Annotated in this window: 22 protein-coding genes; 11 read left to right on the forward strand and 11 right to left on the reverse strand. The window is 36.0% G+C overall.

Annotated elements, in window-relative coordinates:
• Positions 1–90 precede the first annotated feature (90 nt).
• Positions 91–2,214 carry a TonB-dependent receptor domain-containing protein gene (locus QWZ06_RS11265; RefSeq protein ID WP_290298087.1) on the reverse strand — a complete coding sequence of 708 codons (2,124 nt, stop codon included), beginning with the start codon at positions 2,212–2,214 and terminating at the stop codon, positions 91–93.
• A 10-nt stretch (positions 2,215–2,224) separates the two neighbouring features.
• Entirely contained in the window at positions 2,225–3,433 is a 1,209-nt protein-coding gene (locus QWZ06_RS11270) for a PepSY-associated TM helix domain-containing protein (RefSeq protein WP_290298089.1), read from the reverse strand.
• A gap of 441 nt (positions 3,434–3,874) precedes the next feature.
• Here QWZ06_RS11270 and QWZ06_RS11275 point away from each other — a divergent pair, with 441 nt between their 5' ends.
• From QWZ06_RS11275 to QWZ06_RS27855, 6 genes are all read left to right on the forward strand, one after another.
• Positions 3,875–4,240, forward strand: coding sequence for a BlaI/MecI/CopY family transcriptional regulator (locus tag QWZ06_RS11275; protein ID WP_290301345.1), 366 nt, complete (start codon positions 3,875–3,877; stop codon positions 4,238–4,240).
• 5 nt (positions 4,241–4,245) lie between these two features.
• Entirely contained in the window at positions 4,246–6,051 is a 1,806-nt protein-coding gene (locus tag QWZ06_RS11280; protein WP_290298090.1) for a M56 family metallopeptidase, read from the forward strand.
• A gap of 57 nt (positions 6,052–6,108) precedes the next feature.
• Entirely contained in the window at positions 6,109–6,639 is a 531-nt protein-coding gene (locus QWZ06_RS11285) for a GLPGLI family protein (RefSeq protein ID WP_290298091.1), read from the forward strand.
• 29 nt (positions 6,640–6,668) lie between these two features.
• Positions 6,669–7,013: a hypothetical protein gene (locus QWZ06_RS11290; RefSeq protein WP_290298094.1), complete on the forward strand. Its 345-nt coding sequence runs from the start codon at positions 6,669–6,671 to the stop codon at positions 7,011–7,013.
• 128 nt (positions 7,014–7,141) lie between these two features.
• Complete coding sequence (locus QWZ06_RS27850; protein WP_353959961.1) at positions 7,142–7,405, forward strand: maltose acetyltransferase domain-containing protein; 264 nt, start codon at positions 7,142–7,144, stop codon at positions 7,403–7,405.
• Positions 7,402–7,707 carry a sugar O-acetyltransferase gene (locus QWZ06_RS27855; RefSeq protein WP_353959962.1) on the forward strand — a complete coding sequence of 102 codons (306 nt, stop codon included), beginning with the start codon at positions 7,402–7,404 and terminating at the stop codon, positions 7,705–7,707. The genes QWZ06_RS27850 and QWZ06_RS27855 overlap by 4 nt, the downstream gene beginning before the upstream one ends.
• Positions 7,708–7,766: 59 nt before the next feature.
• On the opposite strand, the gene fsa is transcribed toward QWZ06_RS27855, so the two are convergent.
• The gene (gene fsa / locus QWZ06_RS11300) at positions 7,767–8,420 is read right to left on the reverse strand and encodes a fructose-6-phosphate aldolase (protein ID WP_290298099.1); all 654 of its coding nucleotides are present in this window, start codon (positions 8,418–8,420) and stop codon (positions 7,767–7,769) included.
• A 237-nt stretch (positions 8,421–8,657) separates the two neighbouring features.
• Here fsa and QWZ06_RS11305 point away from each other — a divergent pair, with 237 nt between their 5' ends.
• The gene (locus tag QWZ06_RS11305) at positions 8,658–9,143 is read left to right on the forward strand and encodes a YdeI/OmpD-associated family protein (RefSeq protein WP_290298100.1); all 486 of its coding nucleotides are present in this window, start codon (positions 8,658–8,660) and stop codon (positions 9,141–9,143) included.
• 77 nt (positions 9,144–9,220) lie between these two features.
• Here the strand turns inward: QWZ06_RS11305 and QWZ06_RS11310 are convergent, their stop codons facing one another.
• Complete coding sequence (locus tag QWZ06_RS11310) at positions 9,221–9,424, reverse strand: hypothetical protein (protein ID WP_290298101.1); 204 nt, start codon at positions 9,422–9,424, stop codon at positions 9,221–9,223.
• A gap of 152 nt (positions 9,425–9,576) precedes the next feature.
• Entirely contained in the window at positions 9,577–9,780 is a 204-nt protein-coding gene (locus QWZ06_RS11315) for a hypothetical protein (protein ID WP_290298102.1), read from the reverse strand.
• Between the two features lie 186 nt (positions 9,781–9,966).
• Between QWZ06_RS11315 and pepE the strand changes: the two genes are divergently transcribed.
• The 4 genes from pepE to QWZ06_RS11335 all read left to right on the forward strand — a co-directional run bounded on the left by pepE (position 9,967) and on the right by QWZ06_RS11335 (position 14,188).
• A complete protein-coding gene (gene pepE / locus QWZ06_RS11320; RefSeq protein WP_290298103.1) occupies positions 9,967–10,659 on the forward strand; it encodes a dipeptidase PepE in 693 nt (230 codons plus the stop codon).
• Positions 10,659–11,522 (forward strand): hypothetical protein, encoded by an 864-nt coding sequence (locus QWZ06_RS11325; protein WP_290298104.1) that lies wholly within the window; start codon positions 10,659–10,661, stop codon positions 11,520–11,522. The genes pepE and QWZ06_RS11325 overlap by 1 nt, the downstream gene beginning before the upstream one ends.
• Positions 11,523–11,641: 119 nt before the next feature.
• Positions 11,642–13,015, forward strand: coding sequence for a D-alanyl-D-alanine carboxypeptidase/D-alanyl-D-alanine endopeptidase (gene dacB / locus QWZ06_RS11330; RefSeq protein WP_290298105.1), 1,374 nt, complete (start codon positions 11,642–11,644; stop codon positions 13,013–13,015).
• A 6-nt stretch (positions 13,016–13,021) separates the two neighbouring features.
• Positions 13,022–14,188, forward strand: a complete 1,167-nt coding sequence (locus tag QWZ06_RS11335) for a sensor histidine kinase (RefSeq protein ID WP_290298106.1) — start codon at positions 13,022–13,024, stop codon at positions 14,186–14,188.
• A 106-nt stretch (positions 14,189–14,294) separates the two neighbouring features.
• Here QWZ06_RS11335 and QWZ06_RS11340 read toward each other — a convergent pair whose 3' ends face one another.
• The 6 genes from QWZ06_RS11340 to QWZ06_RS11365 all read right to left on the reverse strand — a co-directional run bounded on the left by QWZ06_RS11340 (position 14,295) and on the right by QWZ06_RS11365 (position 26,313).
• The gene (locus QWZ06_RS11340; RefSeq protein WP_290298107.1) at positions 14,295–16,151 is read right to left on the reverse strand and encodes a M61 family metallopeptidase; all 1,857 of its coding nucleotides are present in this window, start codon (positions 16,149–16,151) and stop codon (positions 14,295–14,297) included.
• A 134-nt stretch (positions 16,152–16,285) separates the two neighbouring features.
• Positions 16,286–17,923, reverse strand: a complete 1,638-nt coding sequence (locus QWZ06_RS11345; RefSeq protein WP_290298109.1) for a M1 family metallopeptidase — start codon at positions 17,921–17,923, stop codon at positions 16,286–16,288.
• 140 nt (positions 17,924–18,063) lie between these two features.
• Complete coding sequence (locus QWZ06_RS11350) at positions 18,064–21,045, reverse strand: reprolysin-like metallopeptidase (RefSeq protein ID WP_290298111.1); 2,982 nt, start codon at positions 21,043–21,045, stop codon at positions 18,064–18,066.
• 320 nt (positions 21,046–21,365) lie between these two features.
• A complete protein-coding gene (locus tag QWZ06_RS11355; protein WP_290298113.1) occupies positions 21,366–24,332 on the reverse strand; it encodes a reprolysin-like metallopeptidase in 2,967 nt (988 codons plus the stop codon).
• Positions 24,333–24,582: 250 nt separating this feature from the next.
• Positions 24,583–25,410 carry a twin-arginine translocase subunit TatC gene (gene tatC, locus QWZ06_RS11360; RefSeq protein WP_290298115.1) on the reverse strand — a complete coding sequence of 276 codons (828 nt, stop codon included), beginning with the start codon at positions 25,408–25,410 and terminating at the stop codon, positions 24,583–24,585.
• A gap of 216 nt (positions 25,411–25,626) precedes the next feature.
• Positions 25,627–26,313 carry a type 1 glutamine amidotransferase domain-containing protein gene (locus QWZ06_RS11365; RefSeq protein WP_290298117.1) on the reverse strand — a complete coding sequence of 229 codons (687 nt, stop codon included), beginning with the start codon at positions 26,311–26,313 and terminating at the stop codon, positions 25,627–25,629.
• Positions 26,314–26,356 lie beyond the last annotated feature (43 nt).

A 26,356-nucleotide genomic window follows, 5' to 3' on the forward strand; every position in this document is an offset into this window, starting at 1 on the left:
GCTGTTCTCAAAATTATTGAGAACAGCTTTTTTTGTTTGTGGTAAAAGGAGCCTTGTTAAGGTTACAAACCTCGACAAGGCTTAATAAAGCTAAAGCTTGTAATTAAAAGACAGCGTTACCACTCGGCTATCCAGATCGTATTTCTGTCGGATGGTAGAACTGAAGTTATTGCCTGTTACTCGGTAATTATTTGTTTTTAATAAGTCGGTTACCGCTAGTTTTACGGTTGCTTTATCCTTCCATAATGTTTTCGAAACACCCAATGTAAGGTCAAAATAAGCATCACGGATAAACAAGCCGATATTTGATTTTGAAAAATACTGTGCATTAGCCTCTGCTTTCAAGCCTTTCACAATATTGAAGCTGTTTTGTGCATTCAATGTAAAAGCTAGCTGAGAACTGTTTACCGAATAATTCTGATAATTGCCTTTATATTCGTTATTGAAAATATTAAACATGGAAGTGAGTGACCACCAGTTAAACAGTTTTGTGGTAGCTGTTATATTAGCACCATACACATAAGATTTGTTCAGGTTATCCTGAGTCTTTACCAGGATCCCTGTATCTGGTTGGTAGTTGTAGACTTCTGTCATTACATCGTTTGTTACGCTAAAATAAGCTGATGCTATGATGTACTTACCCCAGGTATAGCCTAACTCTGTTGCATGGGTAAATTCTGGGTTCAGATTAGGGTTTCCTTGCCAATAATTGAATGGATCATCATAGAAACGAAACGGATTCAGATCGAAGTGACTCGGTCTATTGATCCTTTTACTGTACGAGGCATAGAATCCATGCTGATCATTCATTTGATATTTGATGGATGCGCTTGGAAATAAATTGGTGTAATCCCTTTTGCGTTGCTCTTGAACCGTTTTCTGATTGATATCTGTATGAGTCATTTCCGTTCTTAATCCTAATTGGAACGTCCATTTCGTCAGATTCAGCTTGTAGTTTGCATACAATGCATGGATTTGCTCTTTGTATACATATTCATTACTTGCTTTAGCATCATTGATCCAATCATCACCCTGTTGTATAAGGTATTCGGAAGGATTGTTATTAGATTTTATAGTAGATTTCAATCCTGTTTCCAGGCTATGCATTTCACTAAAAGGTAAGGTAAAATCTACCTTAGCATTGAAAACTTTTAGACGAGAAGTAATATTTCCTTTTCTGTTGTTAAAATTTTCTGTTCCCTGATTTACCAATACCTCTGAAAACTGATTCTGGCGGGACTTAAAACGTGAGGTTTCATATTCCAAATCAACATCTACCTTATAGTCCTTATCGTTGAAGATATGTGTACCTTTTAGGTTATAAGTATAATCGTACCAGTTTTCTTTATTGTTGTTATCTGAGAATACATTTGCGAACAGATTGTCTTCAGGCTGAAATATTTTGTTTTCACCTTTTGAAAGATTTTCATAGCGACCAATTTTAGCATCAAATAAAGCTCCAATAGTTGTTTTATCATTGAAGGCATAATCCGCCCCTAACTTAAAATTATTAGAAGTTAAAGGCTCACTAGTTGTCGAGTTCTGATTTGTTCTCCGTGTAATCTGCTGAGGCTGTTTTTCATCAAAGAAAACCTGGCTAAAATTTCGTTTTTCTTCCTCACCACGGAAAGTATAACTGTAATCTCCGTGCAGGGATAGTTTCTTATGAGTATAGTTCATACTTAGCCCGGTATTAACTCTATTTTTACGGCCTTTTCCGCCATTCAGGTAATAATTACCACTAAGACCTTCTATTGAACTTTTTTTCAGGACAATATTAATGATCCCGGCATTTCCGGCAGCATCATATTTGGAGGAAGGATTAGCAATAATTTCAATGTTTTTCACCAGAGTAGAGTTGGTAGAACGTAATAAGTTTGCCAGTTCCTTAGTGGATAGAGAGCTCAGTTTACCATTAATCATTACACTTACTCCTTTTTTGCCCCTCAAGGACAGCTCACCTTCCTGAGAAACCACCACACCCGGAGTTTTGCCCAGTACTTCCAATACATTAGTTCCATCAGATAATACACTGTTTTCTACATTAAAAATCATTTTATCGGCTTTCTGCTGAAAAACCGCTTTGCTACCTTTTACAACAATACCACTGATTTCTGAAATTTGTTCTGTTTGCAAAGAATCGGTTGGGCTTTCTGTCTGACCGTAGGCATTTAGGCTCGCCATTAAAGGTAGCCATATATAGTGTTTCTTCACGATAATAGATTTAGCTTGTTGTTTTCTTTTTATTTTTTCGACCCCACCAGATCATAAAACCGGTTATTGGCAGGGAGGCACAGAATAAGCTCATGATAAATGCCAGTATTTTTCCGGGCATTCCAAAGAAGGCTCCTACATGCAAATCATAAGTAGCATCTGTAGCTCTTTCAGCCATAGGTTTATCGCCGTGGGGCCGGTCAAACAGAATTTTCCCTGAATGTTCATCGAAAATCATCATGGAAGATTCTGCATAAGTGAATTCTTTTTCCTTGATCCAAATGCTTAGATTATCGTGTTTGTGATCTGCTTCGGCATGATCTTCCAGATCAATTCCAAAAGAATAGGCTTTCGGATAATGAAGTTTTACCTCCTCTATAATACGGTCTATCGTTGTTGTAGTTTCAACCGATTCCGGCGCAGTGGTTTTGTACTGACTGTAATCTGGTGTAGCAGAAGAAAAGCCGTTAAGCAATATATATACCCATGTTTGGGTAATACGGAATGAGTACATGATTCCGGTAATAGCTACAATAATAGCCAGAAAAGAAGCATAAAATCCAAGGATATTGTGTACGTCGTAGTTCTTACGTCGCCAACCTTTTACTTTATCCCATTGAAACCATAGGCGCTGCTTGCGCATCTTTTTATTCTTTGGCCACCACAGGATAATCCCGGTAATCAGCATGATTACAAAGATGATCGTAGATATTCCTACAATAGTACCACCAACACTATCGCTTAGCAATAATGAGCGGTGCAAGGCCATACAAATAAAGAAAGGATTATTTTTTACATCATATATGGCGATTACTTTTCCGGTATATTGGTTTACATAAACATTTTTATAGATAATAATACTGTTGAAGTGATTCCAGCCATCAGGATTACCTTTAATCAATCCAAATTGATAAGAACGGGCAGGATCAATGGGAATGGTAACTTCTTCTGCTTTTACGATCTCATTTTTCAATTGAGTATTCACTATATCTTTTAGCTCGCGGAGAGGAATAGGCTTCTTATGTTGAATATCTTTCTCCCCATGAAAGATATCTTCTCTACGCAACAAGGCTGTAATGTCTTCATTAAAAACAAAAAATGCACCCGATAAAGAAACAATTAGAACAATGATTCCTGAAAACAGCCCTAGCCATAAATGAGCTTTCAGAATGTATTTTTTAAAGGTTCCTTTAGATTTCCGGTTATTGAGCTTTTGCATTTTATTACTATTTAGTCTTATTAAAAATAACAGAATTGCAAATATAAATTATTTATCATAATTCTAATGAAAGGGAAGGCTTAATTTTACCTTCAAAACCTGACTTTTATTAGGATTTATGGGAATTGATGCTTAGTTGTACAAAAGTGATTACTAAAAAATACATTCTCATAAAGAACAGAAATATATTTTTTGAGCTTGATAACGATAGATAGCATGACCTTACAATGAAATCATCCATAAAATAGAAATCATTACGTATAAAAAAACTATATTTGACTAAAATTATAACATTGATTTACAATCTGTTGTGGTTGATTTTTGTTTATCACTAAAAAAATAGTTGTTTGAATCAAATTTATTTCTACATTTGTATAACTAATTTCTTAGTGATATTAAAGTTGCAAATTATATATCACTTTAATGACAAATGAACAGGATATGAAAAACCAGACTTTAACAAAGGCAGAAGAACAAGTAATGCAGTATGTATGGAAATTGGAAAAAGGATTTCTTAAAGATATTCTTGACCTTTTCCCGGAACCTAAACCACATACGAATACTGTTTCTACCATTCTAAAAGTATTAAAGGACAAGGAATTTGTAGACTACAACGTCCATGGAAGACAACATGAATATTTTCCAATGGTTACAAAAGAACAGTATTCAGGGAAGATCATGAAAAGCCTTGTAAAGAACTATTTCAAAGGATCCTATAAAAGTGCTGTTTCATTTTTGGTAGAAAAGAATGAAATGACTGTAGAAGATCTGGAGATGCTATTAGACGAACTCAAACATAAAGACTAATAACCATGGAGACCTTACTTTTATACTTTGGAAAAGTAATTTTATGTTCAGGTGTAATGTTTTTGTACTACCAGTTGTCTTTAAAAGACAAGACATTTCATCATTATAACAGATTCTATCTGTTGTTTGCCATTTTGATATCGCTATTGCTGCCGCTTATCAAAATAGAGGACTTTACAATAGAAGTAAGTAATGAGATGTATTTGCTTCTTGGTAAGATGAAGAATTTTAATACAGAAAAAAACTTAAACAATGGTAACCTTTATTTTAACATTATTTTTTCAGCTCTGGGACTGGTTTCTTTCTATTTTTTAGGGAAGCTTATCTACGGAATCTTCAAGATTCAGCAGTTTAAGGAACAGTTTCAGAAAGAAAGTTTTGACGGGATCAATTTTTACCGTACAAATCTGACAGAAGCCCCGTTTTCATATTTTAAAAACCTTTTCTGGAAGAATAGCATTACGCTGGATTCTGAAATCGGAAAACAGATTTTAAAGCATGAGATGGTACATATTGAACAGAAACATTCATTAGATAGAATTCTTATTGAAGTGGTAACCGCTGTTTTCTGGTTTAATCCGTTCTTTCATATCATTAAAAGAGAAATTAGTTTAATTCATGAGTATCAGGCTGATCAAAAAGCCGTAAAGCATTCGGACACTAAAGCATTTGCGCAGATGCTTTTAGCAAGCCACTTTTCCGGAACACAGTTGGCTGCTGCCAGTCCGTTTCTAAGTTCAAACCTTAAAAAAAGACTTAAAATGTTACAAAAACCAAAAACCAAATTCGGGTATGCGCGTAGAATCCTTGCGTTGCCGGTTTTATTTACAGTAGCTTTTGCTTATTTAGTAAATGCTAAGAATAGAGAGATTGAAGAAACAAACCTGTCTATTAAGAAAGCAGTTTCGGAAATTAAAAAAGATACCACCATAAGTCCTGAAAAACCGGGGAAGGTGAAAATGGTAGAACCCGGATCTATCTCTCCGGAAGATGAAGCACGATTAGCTGAACTTGAGAAAAAGATAAGCGAAAAGGAAAAAGAACTTGATGGGTTAGATCCAGAAACCGAAGCTTTTAATAAGAAGATTGAGGAAATAAGTTCTATGGCAGCAGAAATGGGCAGTATTGCAGCTAATATCGAAGTTGATGCCTATTTCAAATCTGATGAATGGAAAAAGCAGATGAAGGATCTTGAAAATATGAACCCTCTTTCTCCACAAGAGATTAATAAAATAAAGAAAGAAGCTGAAAAAGCAGCAAAGGAGGGAGCCAAAGCAGCTAGAGAGGCCAGTAAAGCTGGAAAGGAAGCTGAAAAAGCAGCAATAGAAGGAGCCAAAGCGGCAATAGAAGCTAGCAAGGCTAATAAAGCAGGAAAGGAAGCTGCAAAAATTGCAAGGGAGGCTGCAAAAATTGGAAAAGTAGCTGCTGAACAAGCACGAATTGAGTTTGATAAAACAAAAAAAGAAAACGATAAAGCAAAAGTGGACGGAGAAGAGGCAAGACAGGAAGCTGATAATGTAAGAAGGAATTTTAAGAGCATCAACTTTACTGCTGCAAACGGTTCACCCAAGACTATGGTTTTGCAAGCCGATTTTATCAAAAGAGATGGAAATGGAAACATTACCATGAATGGAGTTAAAAAATATGATGTAAAGAGTTGGGATGATTCCAAATACTTCGTTAACGGAAATGAAGTTTCCAAAGCAGAAGCTTTTACGATACGACCTGAGAATATTGAAAGTATGAATATTATTAAGGAAAATAAAGTAAGAGGCACACAGAATGAAATAAGAATTCAGACAAAGAAATAAAGTTCAACCAGGCTTTGTCAATAGAGTATTGGCAAAGCCTCTTTTTAATCATACATTATGAAAGCTAAAGTTCTATTTTTTATGCTCCTGGGGGTCTTTGCCAATGCACAGTCCAACAGGTTTTTCTATGAATACAAGTTTATTCCGGATTCTAACAATAAAGATGATGTAAAGAAAGAAATGATGTTGCTGGATATTGATAAAAACGGATCAAACTATTATAGTCAGGATAAATTTGTCGCAGATTCCATAGGAAGAGCTAATCTTGAAAAGCAACTGAAGGCAGGAAGCGGGAGTATAAGTATGAACAGAAGTGAAAAGCCGGGAATGGTTTCCTATAGAGTAACCAAGCAGTATCCTGATTTTAAAACTTACCTTTTCAGAAGTATTTCTATGGATAAATACAAGATTAAGGAAGATAAAAAACCAGAATGGAAAATTTTAACTGAAAAACAGAAAATAGGAGAATACAATACTCAAAAAGCAACCACAAGTTTTGGAGGAAGAGACTGGATTGCATGGTTTACTACAGATATTCCTATTCAGGATGGTCCTTATATATTTACGGGCTTCCGGGTCTTATTGTAAAATTAGAAGATGCTACAGGCTCTCACAGTATGCAACTTGTAGGGAATAAAAGTATAAAAGCTCAGGTGAAAGATGCAGAGCTTTCGCTTCCAGGAAATGTGAAAATACTGGGACTGGACGGTAAGGATATTGAAGTGACAAAAGATCAGTTTAAAAAAGTATGGAAAGCGTATGTGAATGATCCTACAAAGAATATGAGGGAGATGATGATGAGCAATAGTGGTGAGGCCGGAGGAAAAGTGGCTTTTAAAATAAAGACGACAGACGGAAAAGAATTTACAGACCCCAATGAGGTCTTCAAAGAAATGGAGAAGCGAACCAAAGAGATGCTTCAAAAAGACAACAATCCGATAGAACCGGATCTGGTGAACTAAAATTATTATTTTCTATTGAACAGGATCGCTCAAAAGGCTATCCTGTTTTTATTTGAAGGAGCTTAATAAATTTTATTAGGATAAATATTTCTATTTTTAACAACCTTAAACCAGAAATCTTAAACTTTATGACAGAAAAAGAAAAATGTGAAGCGGGACTTTTATATAATGCAAATTATGATCAGCAGTTAATTAAAGAGCGTATTGTTTGTAAGGATCTTTGTCTGGAATATAATGCGTTGAAAAATTCTGATGCAGAAGGAAGAAGTCAGCTGCTCAAAAAGATATTGGGCACTACAAAGGAAAATCTATGTATTGAACCCTCTTTCTGGTGCGATTACGGATATAATATTGAGGTGGTGAAAATTTTTATTCCAATCATAACCTTGTGATTTTAGATTGTGCTAAAGTAACATTTGGGGATCATGTTTTTATTGGCCCCAATTGTAGTTTCTACACAGCAGGACATCCGCTTGATGTAAAACAAAGAAATGAAGGATTGGAATATGCACATCCAATTACAGTAGGAGACAATGTGTGGTTTGGGGGGAATGTAGTGGTTTTACCTGGTGTTACGATTGGAAATAATGCTGTAATAGGAGCAGGAAGTGTAGTAACAAAGGACATCCCGGAGAATGTTGTAGCCGTAGGAAATCCTTGTAGGGTTGTGAAAAATATTGAAGACAATGAATAAAAACAAAATCCCGGAACGAAGTTTCCGGGATTTTTATATTTTAAAATAACAGTCAGTAATTAAGATAATTTCTGAGAATCAGCAATAAACTGAGCCAATCCGCTGTCTGTTAATGGGTGCTTTAATAAGCTCAAGATCGGAGGAAGTGGAGAGGTGATAACATCAGCTCCGATTTTAGCACAGTCGATGATGTGCATTGAGTGACGGATAGAAGCTGCTAAGATTTCAGTTTCAAACATATAGTTGTCAAAAATTAATCTGATCTCCTGGATAAGGTTTAATCCGTCTGTAGAAATATCATCTAATCTTCCTAGGAATGGAGATACATAAGTAGCTCCTGCTTTAGCTGCCAAAAGAGCCTGTCCTGGAGAGAAGATCAATGTACAGTTGGTTCTGATTCCTTTGTCAGAAAAATATTTTAACGCTTTGATACCATCCTTGATCATTGGAATTTTTACAACGATGTTTGGGTGGATTGCAGCCAATTCGTCTCCTTCTTTGATCATTTCTTCATACGTTGTAGAAAGTACTTCAGCAGAAATATCTCCGTCTACAAGCTCGCAGATCGTTTTATAATGGTTTTTGATCGCTTCAGTTCCCTGAATACCCTCTTTAGCCATTAAAGAAGGGTTGGTTGTTACACCATCTAAGATTCCAAGATCTTTAGCTTCCTTGATTTGCTCTAAATTAGCTGTGTCAATAAAAAATTTCATTTTGTTAAATAGATTTATTGATACAAAGATAAGTGATTTAATTGAGTTCTGGAGTATGATTTTTCGGATGCTTGTTTGAGTGGGAGAGTATAAGTATGAAAGTGTATAAAGACTCTCCATAAGAAAAATGAAGAATAGATAGTAAATAATAAGTAATCATTACAATCGCAAAAGAAAAATTTCATTGTACATAAAATCTAATTAACTAATTTTACCTACAACCTATAACCCAGTCCCATGAAACCTTCTTTTAAAGCCACTTTAGAAATCATAGGAATCAACCCTTTTGTTTTTATTCCGGAAGAGGTTCTTGAAAGAATTTTTGAGAGCTCAGGAAAGAATAAAAGTCCGATTCCGGTGAAAGGAACAGTGAATGGAAAGGAGTTTGAGCAAAATTTGATGAAGTATTTGGGCGAATGGAGATTGTATGTGAATTTGACCATGCTAAAAAATTCACCCAAGAGGATTGGCGAAATGATTGAAGTTGTGTTGGAATATGATGATGTAGAAAGAAGTATTTCTATTCATCCAGAACTGGAAAAGGCTATAAAAAGCAGTATGCTGGCGACAGCAAACTTTGAAAAATTGATTCCTTCGAGAAGGCACGAGCTTATGAAATATATCAATAATCTGAAAACAGAAGTAAGTGTTCAGCGGAATATTGAAAAGATTATCCGCCATTTGCATGGGGAAATAGATTTTTTTGGAAAGAAGATTGAGTAGGTAATACAGTATAATTTTTATTTACGATCGTATTACCATAAAAAGAAAAATCCGGAACATGTTCCGGATTTTTCTTTTTATGAATTTAAAGTTTTACTCAGTTTTATAGCGTCCTGATTGTTTGGGTCATACTGCAGAGATTTTGCAATATGTTGTTTGGCTTTATTAGGATCGCTTTGCTGTTCAGCGAAGGCTATATAAAAGTAAGCATAGGCCAGATTCTTTTTATTCTCCTCCACTTCTTCAGGTTTTACCTTTGCAATATACTTTTCATAAGCCATTTTGGCATTGGCATCGTCTTTAGCCGATTGATAGGCATATGCCTGACTATAATAAGATGGAGCCCAGTCTGGTAATAAAGCAGATATCTTTTTCCAGGTATCTACGGCATTAGTCCAGTCTGAAGCTTCTTGGTAAGCACCTGCTAATTTAGCTAAGGCTTCCGTATCTTTGGATTGGCTTCAATTTGTTTTTTAAGAGATTCAATGGTAGGGTTCTGAGATTGAGTTACAGCAGCCTGAGTTGCTGTACTGCTTGCACTGTCTGTTTGAGTGGTTTGAGCACTTACAAAACTTGCACTTCCTACAAGAATTAAACCTGCAAATAGGTTTTTGATGTTAACTTTCGGCATTTTCATAATCTTATATTTTATAATTCTGAATTCTAAAATTCAATAATAATTCCAGAAAAGCCTAAATTTTAGAGGCTTTAAGATTTTTTAGAAAATATTAACGGGATTCGTGTTTTTTTTAGATTAATTTTTGATTCGTTGAGGATTGAGGTATCTTTGTCATTCAACTATTTTTAATTAATCATATATCCTATGAATATCATATTAGCTTCTACATCCACACTTTTTGGTGGAGAATATCTGGAATATTTAAGAGAAGAATTAATCCAATTATATACAGGAATTGACGAGATTGTTTTCGTACCCTTTGCAAGACCGGGAGGTATTTCCCATGATGAGTATACAGCAAAAGCCCGTTCATTTTTCGAAACAATCAATATCAAAGTAAAAGGTCTTCACGAATTTGAAGATAAAATGGAAGCCTTACACCAGGCAAAAGGCTTTTTTACAGGCGGTGGAAATACATTTTTATTGGTTAAAACCTTGCATGAAGAAGGATTAATGTCTATTTTGAAAGAAAATGTAAGTGGTGGGAAGCCTTACCTTGGATGCAGTGCTGGAAGCAATATTGGAGGACAGAACATGAAAACGACGAACGATATGCCAATTGTTTATCCACCAAGTTTCGACTGTATGGGGTTGGTTCCGTTTAATCTTAATCCTCATTATCTTGATCCCAATCCGGATTTAAAGCATAACGGAGAAACAAGAGAAACCCGTATAATGGAATTTCTTACCCAAAATGACACCAAAGTAGTAGGGCTTAGAGAAGGAAACTGGATCAGAAAAATCAATGATGTAATTACTGTAGAAGGAAGTGAATTAACCAGGATTTTTGAGAAAGGAAAGGAACCTTACGAAATAGAAACAGGAAGTACATTATAATGAAGCAGGAAGACATCAGTTATTTTATAGAGCGTAACCTGAAGAACTTTTCAGTAAATAGCACCGGCTGGAATGATCTGATCGGAAAAATGTTGTCTGAAATGGCTGTCTCAGGTTGGAATATGGAATATGATGTTTTTGGAAAGGAAAGATTCGGAGAACTGTATTGTACTATTTATTCCGAGAATGAAGAGTTAAACATTGTTCTTAAAAAAATTACGGAAAAATATTCTGAATTATCTCAAAAAGTTTGCGAGATCTGTGGCGCTGAAGGCAAAAAAAGAACGATCAACTCATGGCAAACTACTTTATGCCTAAGTCATTTTCTTGAACAAAAGCCGGAAATAGACATCGATGAAGAGCAGAATGTTATATATGGGAAGACAATACTACTGAATCTGAAAAATGTTGTAAAGGCAGAAGTGGACTTTGATCTTCAACAATTAAACCTTTACACGAAGGAAACTGCTCATACAGATGAGCCGTTCTGTTTTTCATATCAGGAATCGAATTATTATCTGCTCTTAAAGACCGTTCCTCTGCATTTATTTCCGGAAGATATGCAAAGCAAGATCTCAGATTTGCTTCAAAATCTGGAGAGTTGTGAAATCTGTGGACATAAAGCTCTTTATCATAACTCTTGTTTACGTTGTTATAACGAATCATGGGGAAGTAGTCAATATCATATAAATGATTACGAAGACAAGTCAGAATATATAAAAGAATGTCAAATGGATATTTTTATAGATGAAGACGATAATGAAAAATATTTAAGAAATGATCGTTCATTTGAGAAAAATCCTGCCCATCAGATTCTTTTTACACCCAGCGATCTTGAGGAATATGAAAAGCTTTTATTTTAACTATATTTGATTTAGAATTTGAAATAATAAACTCATGAATTGCTGCTCTTCAAAATGTAAATTGTTCCGGCAGTGTTTCAGGAATATCAGCAAAAGTTTAGCATAAAAACAACAATGCAATGAAAAAAACACTTGCAGTTCTCACGCTTTCTGTACAGATGGTTTTGGCTCAGAATATAGGCCAAAAATTAGATAAAGCCACTAAAGATCTTATGGATTCTTCAGGAGCAGTTGCTTCCAATTTATCGTTTTATGTATCTGATGAAAGTGGTAATTTTATATATGAATACCAAGGAAGCAAAGGGCTGTCTACTGCTTCTACCCAGAAAATCTTTACAGCTGGTGCCGCGTTAGAAACATTAGGTAAAAACTATACTTATACTACTACTTCAAGTTATTCAGGAAGTATATCCGGAGGGACTTTGAATGGAAATCTTTTCATCAGTTCCAATGGTGATCCTACCTTAGGAAGCTGGCGATATGAAGCCTATAAACCTGAAAGTTTCAAAAAGAAATTGATGGATGCCATTAAAAACTCAGGGATTACAAAGATTTCCGGTGATCTGATCATTGATGATTCTTATTTTGATCATCAGACTATTCCAGGCGGATGGCCATGGGATGATCTTGGGAATTACTATGGAGCAGGAGTTTGGGGCATCAACTGGAAAGAAAATCAGTTTGATATCAACATTAATGGGACGGATTTTAAAAACTTTTCTTATCCATTGGAAGGAGTAAAATGGTTGAATGATCTGAAAGCAGGCGGAAGTTCTGATCAGAGCTTAATCTTTACAGCGCCTCATTCCAATGTAGCACTGATTAACGGAATGCTTCCAGCTGGAAAAACAGTAACGGTTTCAGGGGCTACCCCAAATCCACCTTTGCAATTGGCGATGGAAGTAAAACAGTGGTTAAAAGAATCCGGCGTTGAGCTTTCCGGAAAAGCAATTACCAATTCACAGATTGAATTAGAAGGAAAACAGGCTGTGGAAGCTCCTAAAAATAATATCATTCTTACATACCAATCTCCAACATTGGATAAAATTGTCTATTGGTTTTTGAGAAAAAGTATCAATCTGTACGGAGAAACGATGATTAAAACCTTGGGAAAAGAGAAAAAAGGAAACTCAAGTTTTAAAAGCGGAGTAACGTATTTAAAAGAATTCTGGAAATCAAAGGGAATAAACCCTAATATGATCAATTTTGCTGATGGAAGTGGACTTTCTCCACAAAATTATGTATCAGCAAAAGCCGAGGTACAGGCTCTTTTATATGCTAAGAAACAATCTTGGTTTGATTCTTATTATGATGGGTTTCCAATACAAGATAATGGGATGAAAATGAAAAGTGGGACGATGAGAGATACCAAATCTTTTGCAGGCTATCAAACGGCAAAGGATGGAAAGAAATATGTGTTTTCAATTATTATCAATAACTATCAAGGGAGTGGAAGTGCCGAGCTGCAGAAAATTCTTAATGTTTTAAAATAAATAACTTTGAGGAAATCCATATTAACCAGACTGAATAACTGGATCATTTTTGTTGTAATGACTACTTTGGTCATTGCCATCGTGGTATCTTCTACCATATTGATTAATTTCCTGAGAAAAGAGGAGATTAAAAGGATCAATCTGCTTTCCAAGGCAATCCGAATCCAGCAGGAAGTCAAAAGTCCCGATACTGATGTTCTGGATCTGCTGCCTGAAATTCTGAATATTAACAATACGATTCCGTTTATTGTGACGGATAAATATAAAAATCCCATTCTTGATCTTGGATATTATCGCAATATCCCTGAAAGTACCATTAAAAACCCTGAAAAACTTCATGATCTGATCATTAAGATGGAAAAGAATTATGATCCGATTGAAATTAAGGTTCCGGATGGAAATAACCAGTTTGTGTATTATGACAATTCACGATTGCTTAATAATCTGAGGTATTCACCTTATATTTTGGGGTTGTTTATTCTGCTGTATTTTGGATTTACTTTCTGGTTTTTTAAGACCATTAAAAAGACGGATGAAGGGTATCTTTGGGCTGGTTTAGCGAAAGAAACCGCCCATCAGATTGGAACACCTTTGTCTTCAATGATCGGCTGGATGGAAATTATGAAATTGGAAAATCCGGATTCCGAAGGGGTTGTGGAGATCGAAAAGGATATTGAAAGGCTAAGGACAATTTCTGAACGTTTCTCAAAAATAGGTTCAGTTCCGGAACTGAATGATATGAATTTCAATGAAACAATTCAGGAGAACTATGATTATTTAAAGACAAGGATCTCCAGAAAGGTTGATTTTACTCTCCAGCTTCCTGCTTATATCGTTTTAGTTCCGCATAATAAAATCTTGATGAGCTGGGTCATTGAAAACCTGGTGAAAAATGCTGTTGATGCTATGAAAGGGCAGGGGACTATTGTAATGTCAGTCTTTGAAAGAAACAAAAATATACTGATTGAAGTAAAAGACAATGGGAGCGGAATGACAAGCCAGCAGGCAAGAAATGCTTTTAAGCCGGGATATTCTACCAAAAAGAGAGGCTGGGGATTAGGGTTGTCACTGGCACAAAGAGTCATTCATGAATATCATAATGGAGACATTAAGATTTCTCAGACAGAAGTAGGAAAGGGGACTACATTCAGAATTACCATTAAAAAAGTATAGTAGTGAAGTCTAAATCTTATCGTTTTCCAACATCTACAAGGTTTATTTAAAGATTTACCATAATATGGAATAATAAAAAGCGGGGAAAATATCCCCGCTTTCTCATTTATTTTTTACCTGTTAACCATTGAGTTTGTAGTTTTAATTCTTCCGGCGTCGGATTGGCTTTGAACTGGATTTTTTCTCTGTCTACTTTATCCAGAATAGCTTTACCTTTAAGAGTCATTTTTTCATTTTTACCGGCATTGTCTCTTAAAATTGTTACCGTTACTTCCTGGCCCTCCTTAATGGTTCTGGTATAGCCCATTAAATCTGCCAGCTTGTTGATGTCAACCACTCTTCCATCTATAGCAAGTACCTTATCTGTCGTTTTAAACCCAACGCTTTTTGCAAATGGAGATAAAGCAGCATCCTCATCAAATGCTAATGCTTGGGTTCCCGGATCGTAACCTGTTTGAGTAGGATCTTTAATGAACCAGAAAATAGGAGGAAGTTCCTTTTTGCTTACTTCTACCCCTACCATTTTCAGATATTCTGCGTAAGGAGTAGGCTGGCTTCCTGCAATATATTTATTATAAAAATCCTTGATCTGAGGATAGCCCGTTACGGTTACCAGCTCGTCAATCAATTTGTCATCTTTGAATGGTTTGTTTTCACCAAATCTTTGGGACAGTTTTCTGATCATATCACGATATCCCATCTCCCCATTGGATAGCTTTCTCAGTTCAATATCCATACACATGGCCAAAAGAGCTCCTTTTTCATATACATTTCTATACTGATCTTTGTAAGCATCCTGTAACACGTTTTTACTCATTACCGTAAACGGCATGGTATCATTGTACTTCTTAGAATTATTAATCTTTTCTACAATTCTTTTAAGAAACTCATCCTTGTTGATAAGCCCTTCCTGAATTTGGAATAAATTGGCAAAATACTCAGTTCCTCCTTCATACATCCATAAGTGCTGAGACATTTTCGGATCTGCATAATTAAAATAATGGATCTCTTCAGAATGCGTTTTTAAAGGATTTACCGTGTGGAAGAACTCATGAGAAACTACATCGGTAATCGTTTGGTCAATAGCATCTTTAGGCATTCCTTCAGGAAGAACCACGCTTGTAGATTCGTGATGTTCTAATGCTCCAAAACCATGAACGTCAGGGCCATTACCACCAGATAAGTAAAGCATAATGGCGTACTTCTTATTGGTATTCATGTCCCCAAGGAATTTCTTTTGGGCAATCACCATCTTCTCAAGATTATCTTTGAAATCAGCAGCTTTATATTTTCCGGTTGGTGAATAAACTCCAAGAACAAGTTCCATTCCTCCTGCATTGAAGGTAATATAGTCCGGTTTGGTGTACATTAATGGTGAATCTGTAACTTTTGCATAATTAGCAAGAGTATAGGTATCTGTAGATTCAGATTTATCCTGATCTACCAACGCTGTTGTTCCATAGAAATCAATCGGTTTTTGAATCACCAGCTGATAAGGAACATCCTGCATATTTTCAATATATCCGACAAAACCATGCGTATTGATCATATAAACTTTTCCTTCCTCAATATCAGTTCCTGAAGGAGAAAACACTGCTTTATGTTTTGATGTATCGGTTTCTTCATCGAAGCTGTCATTTACAAGATAAGTGATCTTGTTTAGGTTTTGAGCGTTTTTCAATGAATAGCTGTTGTCATTAACTTTTGTAAAGGCCAATTCCTTTCCTTTATTGTCATAAAACTTAATGCCCTCTATGAATCTTCCATAATCATCTACAGAATAAGTTCCCGGAACCGTCTTTGGAAAATGAAATTTAATATCTCCTGATTTCATTTTCGGAAACTCCATGGTAACCGCTACTTTATCATCTTTTACATTAACGAGGTCGATTGTGGTTTTTATAGATTGTGCATTCGCTAAAAACGCGGCAAAAAGGCCTAAGCTAAGTGCTGTTTTTCTCATTAGGTTTGAATTTATAGTTAAATAGTTGTTTATTTTCTCATTTTGTTACGGATAGAGTATTAAACTTTTCTTAAAATTTTTACACAACAACAAAAAAGGCAAATTTGCTTATTTGCGAATTTGCCTTTTTTTATTTATTGAACACTTAAATAATTAATATAATAATTTCGGTTAAAATCAACCGGAGTATTCTTTTTAAGCTTTACGGTCTGCCATTCTTCGGTTGGATTTATGGTCTGATTCCCATTAATAATGATTGGGAGTTTCAGATTTTTCACAATATCCGTATATCTGAATTTCAAGGTATCTCCATTTTGAGTATATTCAAGAGTAGGAATTTTAATGGTTCTCAGATACTGGTCAAAAACAGTGGAAAAATCAATTCCCGATTTTGATGAAATATAATCTTCAATTTGTTTTGTGGTAACAGTCTGGTGATAGAAATCTTTACCTAAACCTCTTAAAATCTGTCTGAATTTATCATCATTATTAATGACCTGTCTTATCGTATGAAGCATATTGGCTCCCTTTGGATACATGTCTCCACTTCCTTCATTTCTGACACCATATTTTCCAATGATAGGAACATCATTCGCAATTTTTACCTCTAAGACCAATAGCATATAGATCTGCAGACTTCTTATCAAGATAGTTTTTTCTGTAAAAAAAGAATTTCTGAGTACATGGTAAAAACTCTCATGAATCCACATATCTGCCTCATCTTTTGCGGTAATATTGTTGGCAAACCATTCGTGGCCACTTTCGTGAATGATAATATAATCCCATTTCAAGCCAATTCCTGTTCCGGAAAGATCTTTTCCGCGGTAGCCGTTTTGATAATCATTTCCATAGGCTACATTGCTTTGGTGTTCCATCCCCAGATAAGGAGAATCTACCAGTTTATAAGAGTCTTCATAGAAAGGATAAGGCCCAAACCAGTACTCAAATGCAGAAAGCATTGGTTTTACCTGTTCAAACTGTTTCTTTGCTTTTTCTAAATTGTAATCCAATACCCAGTAATCCAGATCAAGTTTTCCTTTTTCCCCATCAAAAGTATCTTTAAAATTTACATACTTTCCAATATTAGGAATAATAGAGTAGTCGTTGATAGGATTTTTTACTTCCCAGGTATAGGTTGTTTTGTTACCATTAGTTTTTTTATCGATCAATCTTCCGTTTCCAACTCCTACAAGATCATTGGGGGTAATGATTTTCATAACGATACCATTGTCAGGTTCATCACTCCAGATATCTTTGGTCGGAAGCCAGACAGAAGACCCGATTCCCTGAACGGCAGGGCTCATCCATGGATTCCCGTTTTTATCTTTGGTAAAGACCCATCCACCATCCCAGGGGGCATTTTTAGCAATCAGCGGATTCCCGGAATAGTCAACGTCAATGGTATATTTTTCTCCTTTTTTAAACTTTTTCTTGGTCGTGATAAATATAAAATCCCCATCCTGTTTAGAGCTGGCAATGGGAAAGCTTGCCGTCACTTTTCCTGCTTTCATAGGTTGTTGCAGATCAATCTGAAATACAGGATTGGTAACATCCTTTATAATTTCAAAGCTTATTTTATTAGTTCCTTTAATGCTTTTCTGCTCAAAATCAGGTTCCACAGAAAGGTCATATTTTTTAACATCCCAGAAATCTCTGAATGATGTATTAGAACCTTTTAAAGTATCTTGTTTAGTATAAACTTTATCTCTTTCAAAGAATTGTCCGAAAGCAATTCCGGAAACAAATAAAAGGGTGTATGACAGCTTTTTCATGTAAAATTAAATTAATAATCTTTTCAAAAGTATAAAATTAAATTAACAGCCCGATAAAGATGCTAGGAAAATACGGGATAATGTTCTGGAATATATAAAAAAAGCCCGGCTAATGCCGGGCGTTATAAATATGAAAATTTTTATTTTTTAATAAATTTTAGGTTTGAAACAGTTCCTTTATCTTCAATTGAAATGACATACGCTCCAGTGCTTAGTCTTGAAACGGAGATTTTATTGTCTGAGATCTGACCGCTCATCACAAGTTGTCCTGCAGCATTTGTAATAGTGAACTTTGCGTTAGGAGAAACTTTTGTTATGTTCAATACATCACTTGCCGGATTAGGATAAACTTGGATTGTACTGTTGTCTTTTGTGATATCATGAGTACTTAGCGGCTGATCATCCATGATACGAACAGGATAATCTTCAGTTTCTCCATCTCTTGCATCTGTACCATCACACCCGTCTTGTACCTGTTTATTATAAGCCAATGTTACTCTCATAATAATGTTTCCATCAGTATAAGCGGTTGCAGGAATAGTAAAAGTTCCTGAAACAGGAGTGATGTTACTTGGAGCACTGGTAAAGATAATCTCAGAAGCAGAGAATAATCCGTCCTTGTTATAATCAATCCATGCAGTTACTCCTTCTTTATATTTTGAGTCGCTCCATTTTTTGGATACACTTATCGTATTTCCTGCCATTCCTTTTTTCAAAGTAATCAGTTTGCTCAGATCAGAAGTGTAATTTGAATATTCTGATGCTCCGCTGTCATTTGAGATTGCCGACATTCCTGCAGGGGTTACCGTAACATTGGAAATATATTCGTCTGCCGGGCTTGCAAAAATGCTACAGCCTTGATAAGGAGGTGTAAGGAAAACATTAGGGGGAGAATAAGTTCCGGTAGCAGATTGGCATACATTGGCAACCTGTGCTTCATACTTGGTGGCGTCAGTTAATCCTGTAAGATGATAAAAATTTGCTGTTACAGGGACGGTTGTCCAGGTAGGAGCTCCCAATTTTCTGTACATTAATGAGTAAGTCCCCCCATCTACTGCGTCCCAGATTACTGTAGCTTTAGTTTGTGTAATTCCTGTGAAGGAAATTCCCGCTGGGGCAGATGAAGAACAGGTTTGAGCAGCAGAAACAGTAGCTTTTCCTATTGCATAAAATATATTATCAATAGCACTTATTCTGATTTTTATATGAGTATCTACTGGAAGTGAAGAGAAGGAATAGGTTTCAGAGCCGTCATTCGGAGTAGATGGGGCAATGACGGTCCACGTACTTCCGTTGTCTGTAGTATAGTCTATTTTAACGTTTTGTACATTATATGGAGCTGTATTGGTATTCGCTACTTCCCAGCTGATTGTGGTTGGAATATTACTGTATGCAGAATTGGATGTTATTGTAAACGGACCATCATCACCTACTATTACTTTAGCAAGAGCACTTTGTGTCTGTTGTTGATTTGTAGCAGGATTGTTATCTCTCACTGTTATCTTAAAGTTCATGTCTCTTTTTACATTAGATACGGTTTCCCAATCTACTAAACTAGTAAGAAAGCCATCTATTACATTTGAAAATTTAGGAAAATAGCGGGTATGAGAAGAAGCGGTAGGCATGTAAGATCTGAAGTCAGCTCCCGTAGGACGATATGAATTTACCTGACCAAAAGCAGCAGCAGCAAGATCGTATTGTTCCCATGTATAAGTCATAGGGTCATTTTCGGCATCGGTTGCACTGGCTGTTAATATAAAGGCTGTGCCCTTAGGGATTGTCTTTTGAGGAATGGGTTGTATGGTTGGTGGGGTATTGGTTGTCGCAGTTACAGTACCACAGGTTTTTGAATTTACATAAGTCTGTACTTGTTCAATATTTTTTACATGAAAATAAGCATCTGAATTCATCTGTACATTGGCATTTGTAATTCCTGCATAGCCCATGATTGTAGAACCGGAACCTGGCTCCATTTGAGCTCCATGAAGTGCAAGAGACATGGTGTGAGCAGCTCCAAACTGATGCCCAAGTTCGTGGGCTACAAAGTCTATGTCAAAAGTGTCTCCATAAGGCTGATCCACTATATTCGGAGAGGTGATTCCTGCTCCTTTAGAGGTTTTGTCATCATTGTTAGCAGGATCAATACATACATTCCCCACACGACCCGCAGATCCGCCACCACCTCTGTGGCCAAAGAAGTGGCCAACGTCATAGGCTCCATTACCTATACCTGCAGTGTTGGTAAGTGTTTGCTGAACCTGTAAATTCCATGCTGATGGTGCACTATAGGAAGTTGTTCCATTGGAATTGTTATTGACAATAACATTTGAGTAGGGGTCTGTGGCTGGGTCTGTAAAAATAATTTGTGGAAAGTCCTGAACGACCATGCGAATGCCAAAATCCTTTTCAAATACACCATTTACTCTGTTCATGGTAGCGTTAATACGTGCAGCAGCGCCCGGAACACCTCCGGCAAGTTGAGTATATTCACCGTTTACAGAAACAGCAAGTCTATAGGTTCGAAACTTTTTATCATTACTTTTATTAAAAATCCCCGCGCCATTTAATCCTTTTTTTGATTGTAGAAGCTGCTTCATTTCTTTTTTCGCTTTTTCAGGCTCCGATGTAGTACATTCAAAAGGAGATCCATCCGATGTTTTGTTAGATTTAAAGAAAACCCCATATACATCCTTTTTTTTATTGATAGGTTCTATAAATTCATATTTTCCCGTCTTAATATCAAAAAGCATCGATTGAAAATCATTCGGAGCTGTACTGAATCTTACCTGTTTGGTAGGATTGTCTAACCCAACTCCTGAATAAGCACCCAACTGATATCTCTCAGCCATTGATTTTTCAACAACAGGAGCACTGTATACGGAGAATCTTTCAATTTTTCCATCAGTAGTAGGAAGAGAAACAATTACTGGACTTCCCTGACCTGCTTCCGGAGCATTTTTTAATAATTCTCTCAGGCTATTAAGATCAAATTGGTAAGACTGTAGAATATTTACTTCTTTTCTTTCCGGATTCACCCTCTCTGACACTGGCATCCAGCGTTGTGCTTGTAGTCCCATCAGGTTTAAACCTAATGCGCAGACGAAAATAAATTTCTTTTTCATTTTACTTTATTTTTTAAATTATGTTTTTGTTTAAAATTAATCAATTTTATTGACATAAAACAATCAATTTTGCTTATTTTGTGATTATTTAATAATTTAATTTAAATTAATTGATATTTTATTCAATTATCTTGTTTTGTTTGAAAATATTACAATCAATGGGGATTACTCAAGAAGAATATTTATAGCTCTTTGTTCTTCAATACCCATCATCAGAAATTATATTAAATAAAGTAGACTGAATCTTTTTGATGAAACCCTTAAGGATAATACATAAAAAAAGCCCGACTAGTGCCGGGCTTTATAAATAGGAGGATTTTTTATTTCTTAATAAATTTCAGATTTGAGATAGTTCCTTTATCTTCAATTGAAATGACATACGCTCCAGTGCTTAGTCTTGAAACGGAGATCTTATTGTCTGAGATCTGGCCGCTCATTACTTTTTGCCCTGCTATATTGGTGATTGAGAATTGTGCCTTAGGAGAAACCTGAGTTACATTCAGTACATCACTTACCGGGTTAGGATAGATCTGGATTGAAGCTTTGTCTTTTGTTATATCGCTTGTAGAAAGCTCTTGTTGGATAAGGATAGGATAATCTTCTATTTCACCATAATCCTGGCTGCTACAACCGTTTTGTGGCTGGGTACCATATGCCATTACAACTCTCATGATCACATTTCCTCCTGTATAAGCATTCATAGGTACAGAGAATGTTCCTGTTACCGGAGTAATTTTATTAGGAACACTTGTGAAAATAATTTCAGACTCAGCAAAATATCCGTCTTTATTAAAGTCTATCCATGCTGTTACTCCTTCGTTATAAGTAGTTGTACTTGTCCATTTTTTGGTTACACTGATCGTATTGTTTGATGATCCTGGTTTTAGAGTAATTAATTTTGTCTGATCGGTGGTGTAATCTGTGTATGAAGAAGCCGTACTCGTATTGGAAATAGGGTTCATACCTGCAGGTGTTACCGTAACATTAGAAATATACTCATCCGAAGGATCAGCAGAAACCGGACAAATAAACGGTAGGGTAGTAAAATTGGTAGAAGACGAATAGGTTCCAACTGTAGTGTTACATACATTGGCTATTTGCACCTCATATTGAGTAGCTGGCTCTAATCCTGAAAGATAAGAAGAGTTAGTTGATACAGGAACAGTTACCCATGTTGTAGCCCCTACTTTTCTATATAGTAAAGAATACTCTGCTCCTTGAAGAGCAGACCAATTTATGTTGGCTGAAGACTTTGTAACTCCAGTGGCTGCAATTCCTGTAGTAGCGGTGTCGGTAGAACAAGGGTTTGCTGAAGCAGACACAGTGGCATTTCCAATTGCATAAAAGATGTTATCAATAGCACTTACTCTGATTTTGAGATTAGAACCTGTGGCAAGTGATGAGAATGAAAAAGGTTCAACCCCGTCATTAGGAGTAGATGGTGTAACAACTGTCCATGTATTTCCGTTGTCTGTCGTATAGTCTATTTTAACATTCTGTACATTATAAGGAGAACTGTTTGTATTCACAACATCCCAGGTAATGGCGCCAGCGAGGTTGTTATAAACAGTAGTTGAGGTTACCTTGAATGGCCCGTCATTACCAACGTCTACTTTTACCAAACTGCTTTGGGTTTGTTGTTGAGTAATATCAGGGTTATTATCCCTTACTGTTACTTTAAAATTCATTAGTCTTGCTACACTAGGTAAAAGTTCCCAGTCCTGCACTGTAGTAAGGTTTCCACTAAGTACGGTTGTCAGTTTTGGGAAATATCGGGTAGGTGAAGTGGTTGGAGATAGAGATCTGAAGGCAGCACCACCGGTACGGGTAGAGGTTAAGGCATTAAATAGTGTAGTTGAAATATCATATTGCTCCCATGTGTAAGTCATAGGGTCATTTTGAGCATCGGAGGCATTGGCTGTTAATACAAAAGCAGTTCCTTTTGGAATAATTCTATTAGTGAGTGGTTGTATCACTGGAGGTGTATTGGCAACCGGAGTAGTAATTCCGCAGGTTTTACTATTTACATAAGCTTGTATCTGTTCAATATTAATGACATGGAAGTAAGCATCTGAATGCATTTGTACATTGGCCGCAGTAATTCCTGCATATCCCATAATGGTAGATCCTGATCCTGGTTCTATTGGAACATCCGATTGATTTTGATTGACCGTCATTGTGTGACGTCCTCCCAGCTGGTGTCCTAATTCATGAGCTACATAATCAATATCAAAAGCATCACCGAAAGGCTGATCTACTACAGATGGTGAAGTGATTCCAGCTCCTTTAGAAGTAGCATCATTATTGTTGGCAGGATTTATACACACATTTCCGACTCTTCCTGCACTACCACCACCACCTCTGTGTCCGAAAAAGTGGCCAACATCATAGGCTCCATTACCTATACCTGCGGTGTTGGTAAGTGTTTGCTGAACCTGTAAATTCCATGCTGAAGGAGCGCTGTAAGTACCATTAGTATTGGCAATAACATTTGAATAAGGATCTGTAGCCGGATCTGTAAAAATAACTTGTGGAAAATCCTGTACAATCAAATGAATTCCTAAATCCTTTTCATACACACCATTTACTCTGTTGATGGTCGCATTAATACGTGCAGCAGCGCCCGGAACACCTCCGGCAAGTTGGGTATACTCTCCGTTTACAGAAACGGCAAGTCTATATGTTCTATACTTTTGATCATTATTTTTATTAGAAATTCCTGCGCCGCTTACTCCTTTTTTTGACTGTAGAAGTTGCTTCATTTGCTTTTTGGCATTCTCAGGCTCAGATGTGTTACATTCAAAAGGAGTTCCGTCTGATGTTTTGTTTGTTTTAAAGAAAACACCATACACATCTTTTTCCTTATTGATAGGTTCTATAAATTCATATTTTCCCGTCTTGGAATCAAAAAGCATCGATTGGAAATCATTGGGAGCTGTACTGAATCTTACCTGTTTTGTAGGATTATCCAGTCCGACACCGGAATAAGCGCCTAATTCATACCTTTCAGCCATTGATTTTGCTACAACAGGAGAACTGTAGACTGAAAATCTTTCAACTTTTCCGTCAGTGGTAGGAAGAGAAACAACTACCGGATTTCCTTGGCCTGCTTCCGGAGCATTTTTTAATAATTCTCTCAACGTATTGAGGTCAAATTTGTAAGAATGAAGGACGTTTACCTCTTTCCTGATCGGACTAATTCTTTGGGAAACCGGTTCCCAACGCTGGGCTTGCAAGCTTGTTAAGCCTATAGCTAACGCAAATAAGAAAGTAACTTTTTTTTTCATAATATATTGTAATAAACTAAAGTTGTTTTATGAACTCCGCGTAAATTTAACCAATTTTATGATAAAATACATGTAAAAGTGTTTAATTTTAGATTATTTTTTATTTTTATAAATGATAATCTATGTAATTGTCAATTTGGGTGTTTTTTTTCGCCATAAATGTAATTTTAAAAAATATTTAATCATATTAAACATCAAAAAAGAGCTTGATTCATCATGAAACAAGCTCTTTTTTAATTATATAATATTGTTATTTCTGTACAGCAGGAAGATTTCCGTTGCTTTTTTGGACCCTTTTATAAGTAAAAGTACACATCATGATGCTGAACTCATATAATATAAGTAATGGGAAAGCAGCCATCAACATACTTAGTACATCCGCCGGAGTAATAATTGCTGCGACCACCATGATCAATACAATAGCATGACGACGGTAGGTCTTCATAAATACAGGAGTAAGAATTCCGATACTGGTAAGGAAATAGATCAGAATAGGAAAAAGGAAAATAACACCCATTCCAAGAACTACCTGTAAAAATAATGTAGTATAGTCGCTCAGATCATAAAGAGGAACTATAATATCTGAAATTTTAAAGATAACTCCAAAATTAACTGCGAAAGGCAGGATTAAAAAGTAACCACATAATACCCCTGTCATAAAAAGCATCCATACAGCATTAATGATATAGATTGAATTCTTTTTCTCTCTTGGATGTAAAGCCGGGCCGATGAAACGCCATAATTCCCAAACGATATAAGGAAATGCAGCTACCATTCCTCCAAAGACCGAAACGGCCATCATCACATTGAACTGCTGATATAACCTTTGTACACGTACAGGGAAATCCTTCGGAAGGTGAATACTGTCTTCTCCTAAAATCATCCTTGAAAAATGATTAACAATTTTGAAGGTCGGGAAATCATTTCTGGTAGGCCCAAAAAAGATATGATCCATGATCCAGTTGATATTGAATCCAACTACAAAGGCTGCAACGATGATAGCAATAATCGAACGAACCAAATGTCCTCTTAATTCTCCAATATGCCCCAGAAAGGACATGTCTTTATTATTGTCCATATAATAGAATCTGTCAAAATACCACCTTTAGAAAAGGCAAGCAGTTTAAGTCTGCGAAATTATGAAATAATAATCAGTATTTAGAATTTATTAGTCATGAATTTGTTCAGGATTATGTTACAGATTATTGATCTATTCTTAAAGTGACTTTCAAGTACAACAGCAAACAGCTCAAAATCATTTCAAGCTGTCCGTTGTTTTTATAATAAGATTCAATTATTTGTCAAGGATCTCTAATACTTTTTCTGCTACAGCAGCTCCGGATTGAGGGTTTTGTCCCGTTACCAGATTTCCATCGGCTACAGCAAAAGGAACAAAATCCTGATCAGCTTTTACATAATGGGCCCCTTTATTTTTAAATACATCTTCGGTAAGGTAAGGCATATGATCTGCCAATTCTGCTGCAATTTCTTCTGAATTGGAGAAGCCCGTCACTGTTTTTTCTTTGATCAGAAGTTCTCCATTAGACAGTTTAATATTAAAAAGCCCTACAGCTCCATGACATACAGAGGATACAATTCCTCCTGTTTCATAAATACGACGTGCTATTTCCTGCAATTCCTTATTATCAGGGAAGTCCCAAACTACACCATGACCCCCGGCATAGTAGATTACACCATAATCATCAGGATTGATGTCTTTTGGAGTTAGAGTGTTTCCTAATTTATTTCTGAACGTTTCATCAGCATAATATTTCCAATCTACAGGTTGTACAAACATTTGTATAGAAATAGGATCCAGTGGAGTATACCCTCCTTTCGGGCTTACAAAATCAATTTCATAGCCTTTTTCTTGCAGCTTTTCATAAAAATGAACTGCTTCACCCAACCATAGGCCTGTTGCTCTTTCCATATTAGGATATTTTTCCACACTTGTCACTACGATTAATGCTTTCTTTTTCATTGGTATTGTTGTTAAAAATTATACTACAAAGATTGGAATTTTT

It is taken from the genome of Chryseobacterium tructae, from assembly GCF_030409875.1.
Taxonomy (GTDB): domain Bacteria; phylum Bacteroidota; class Bacteroidia; order Flavobacteriales; family Weeksellaceae; genus Chryseobacterium; species Chryseobacterium tructae.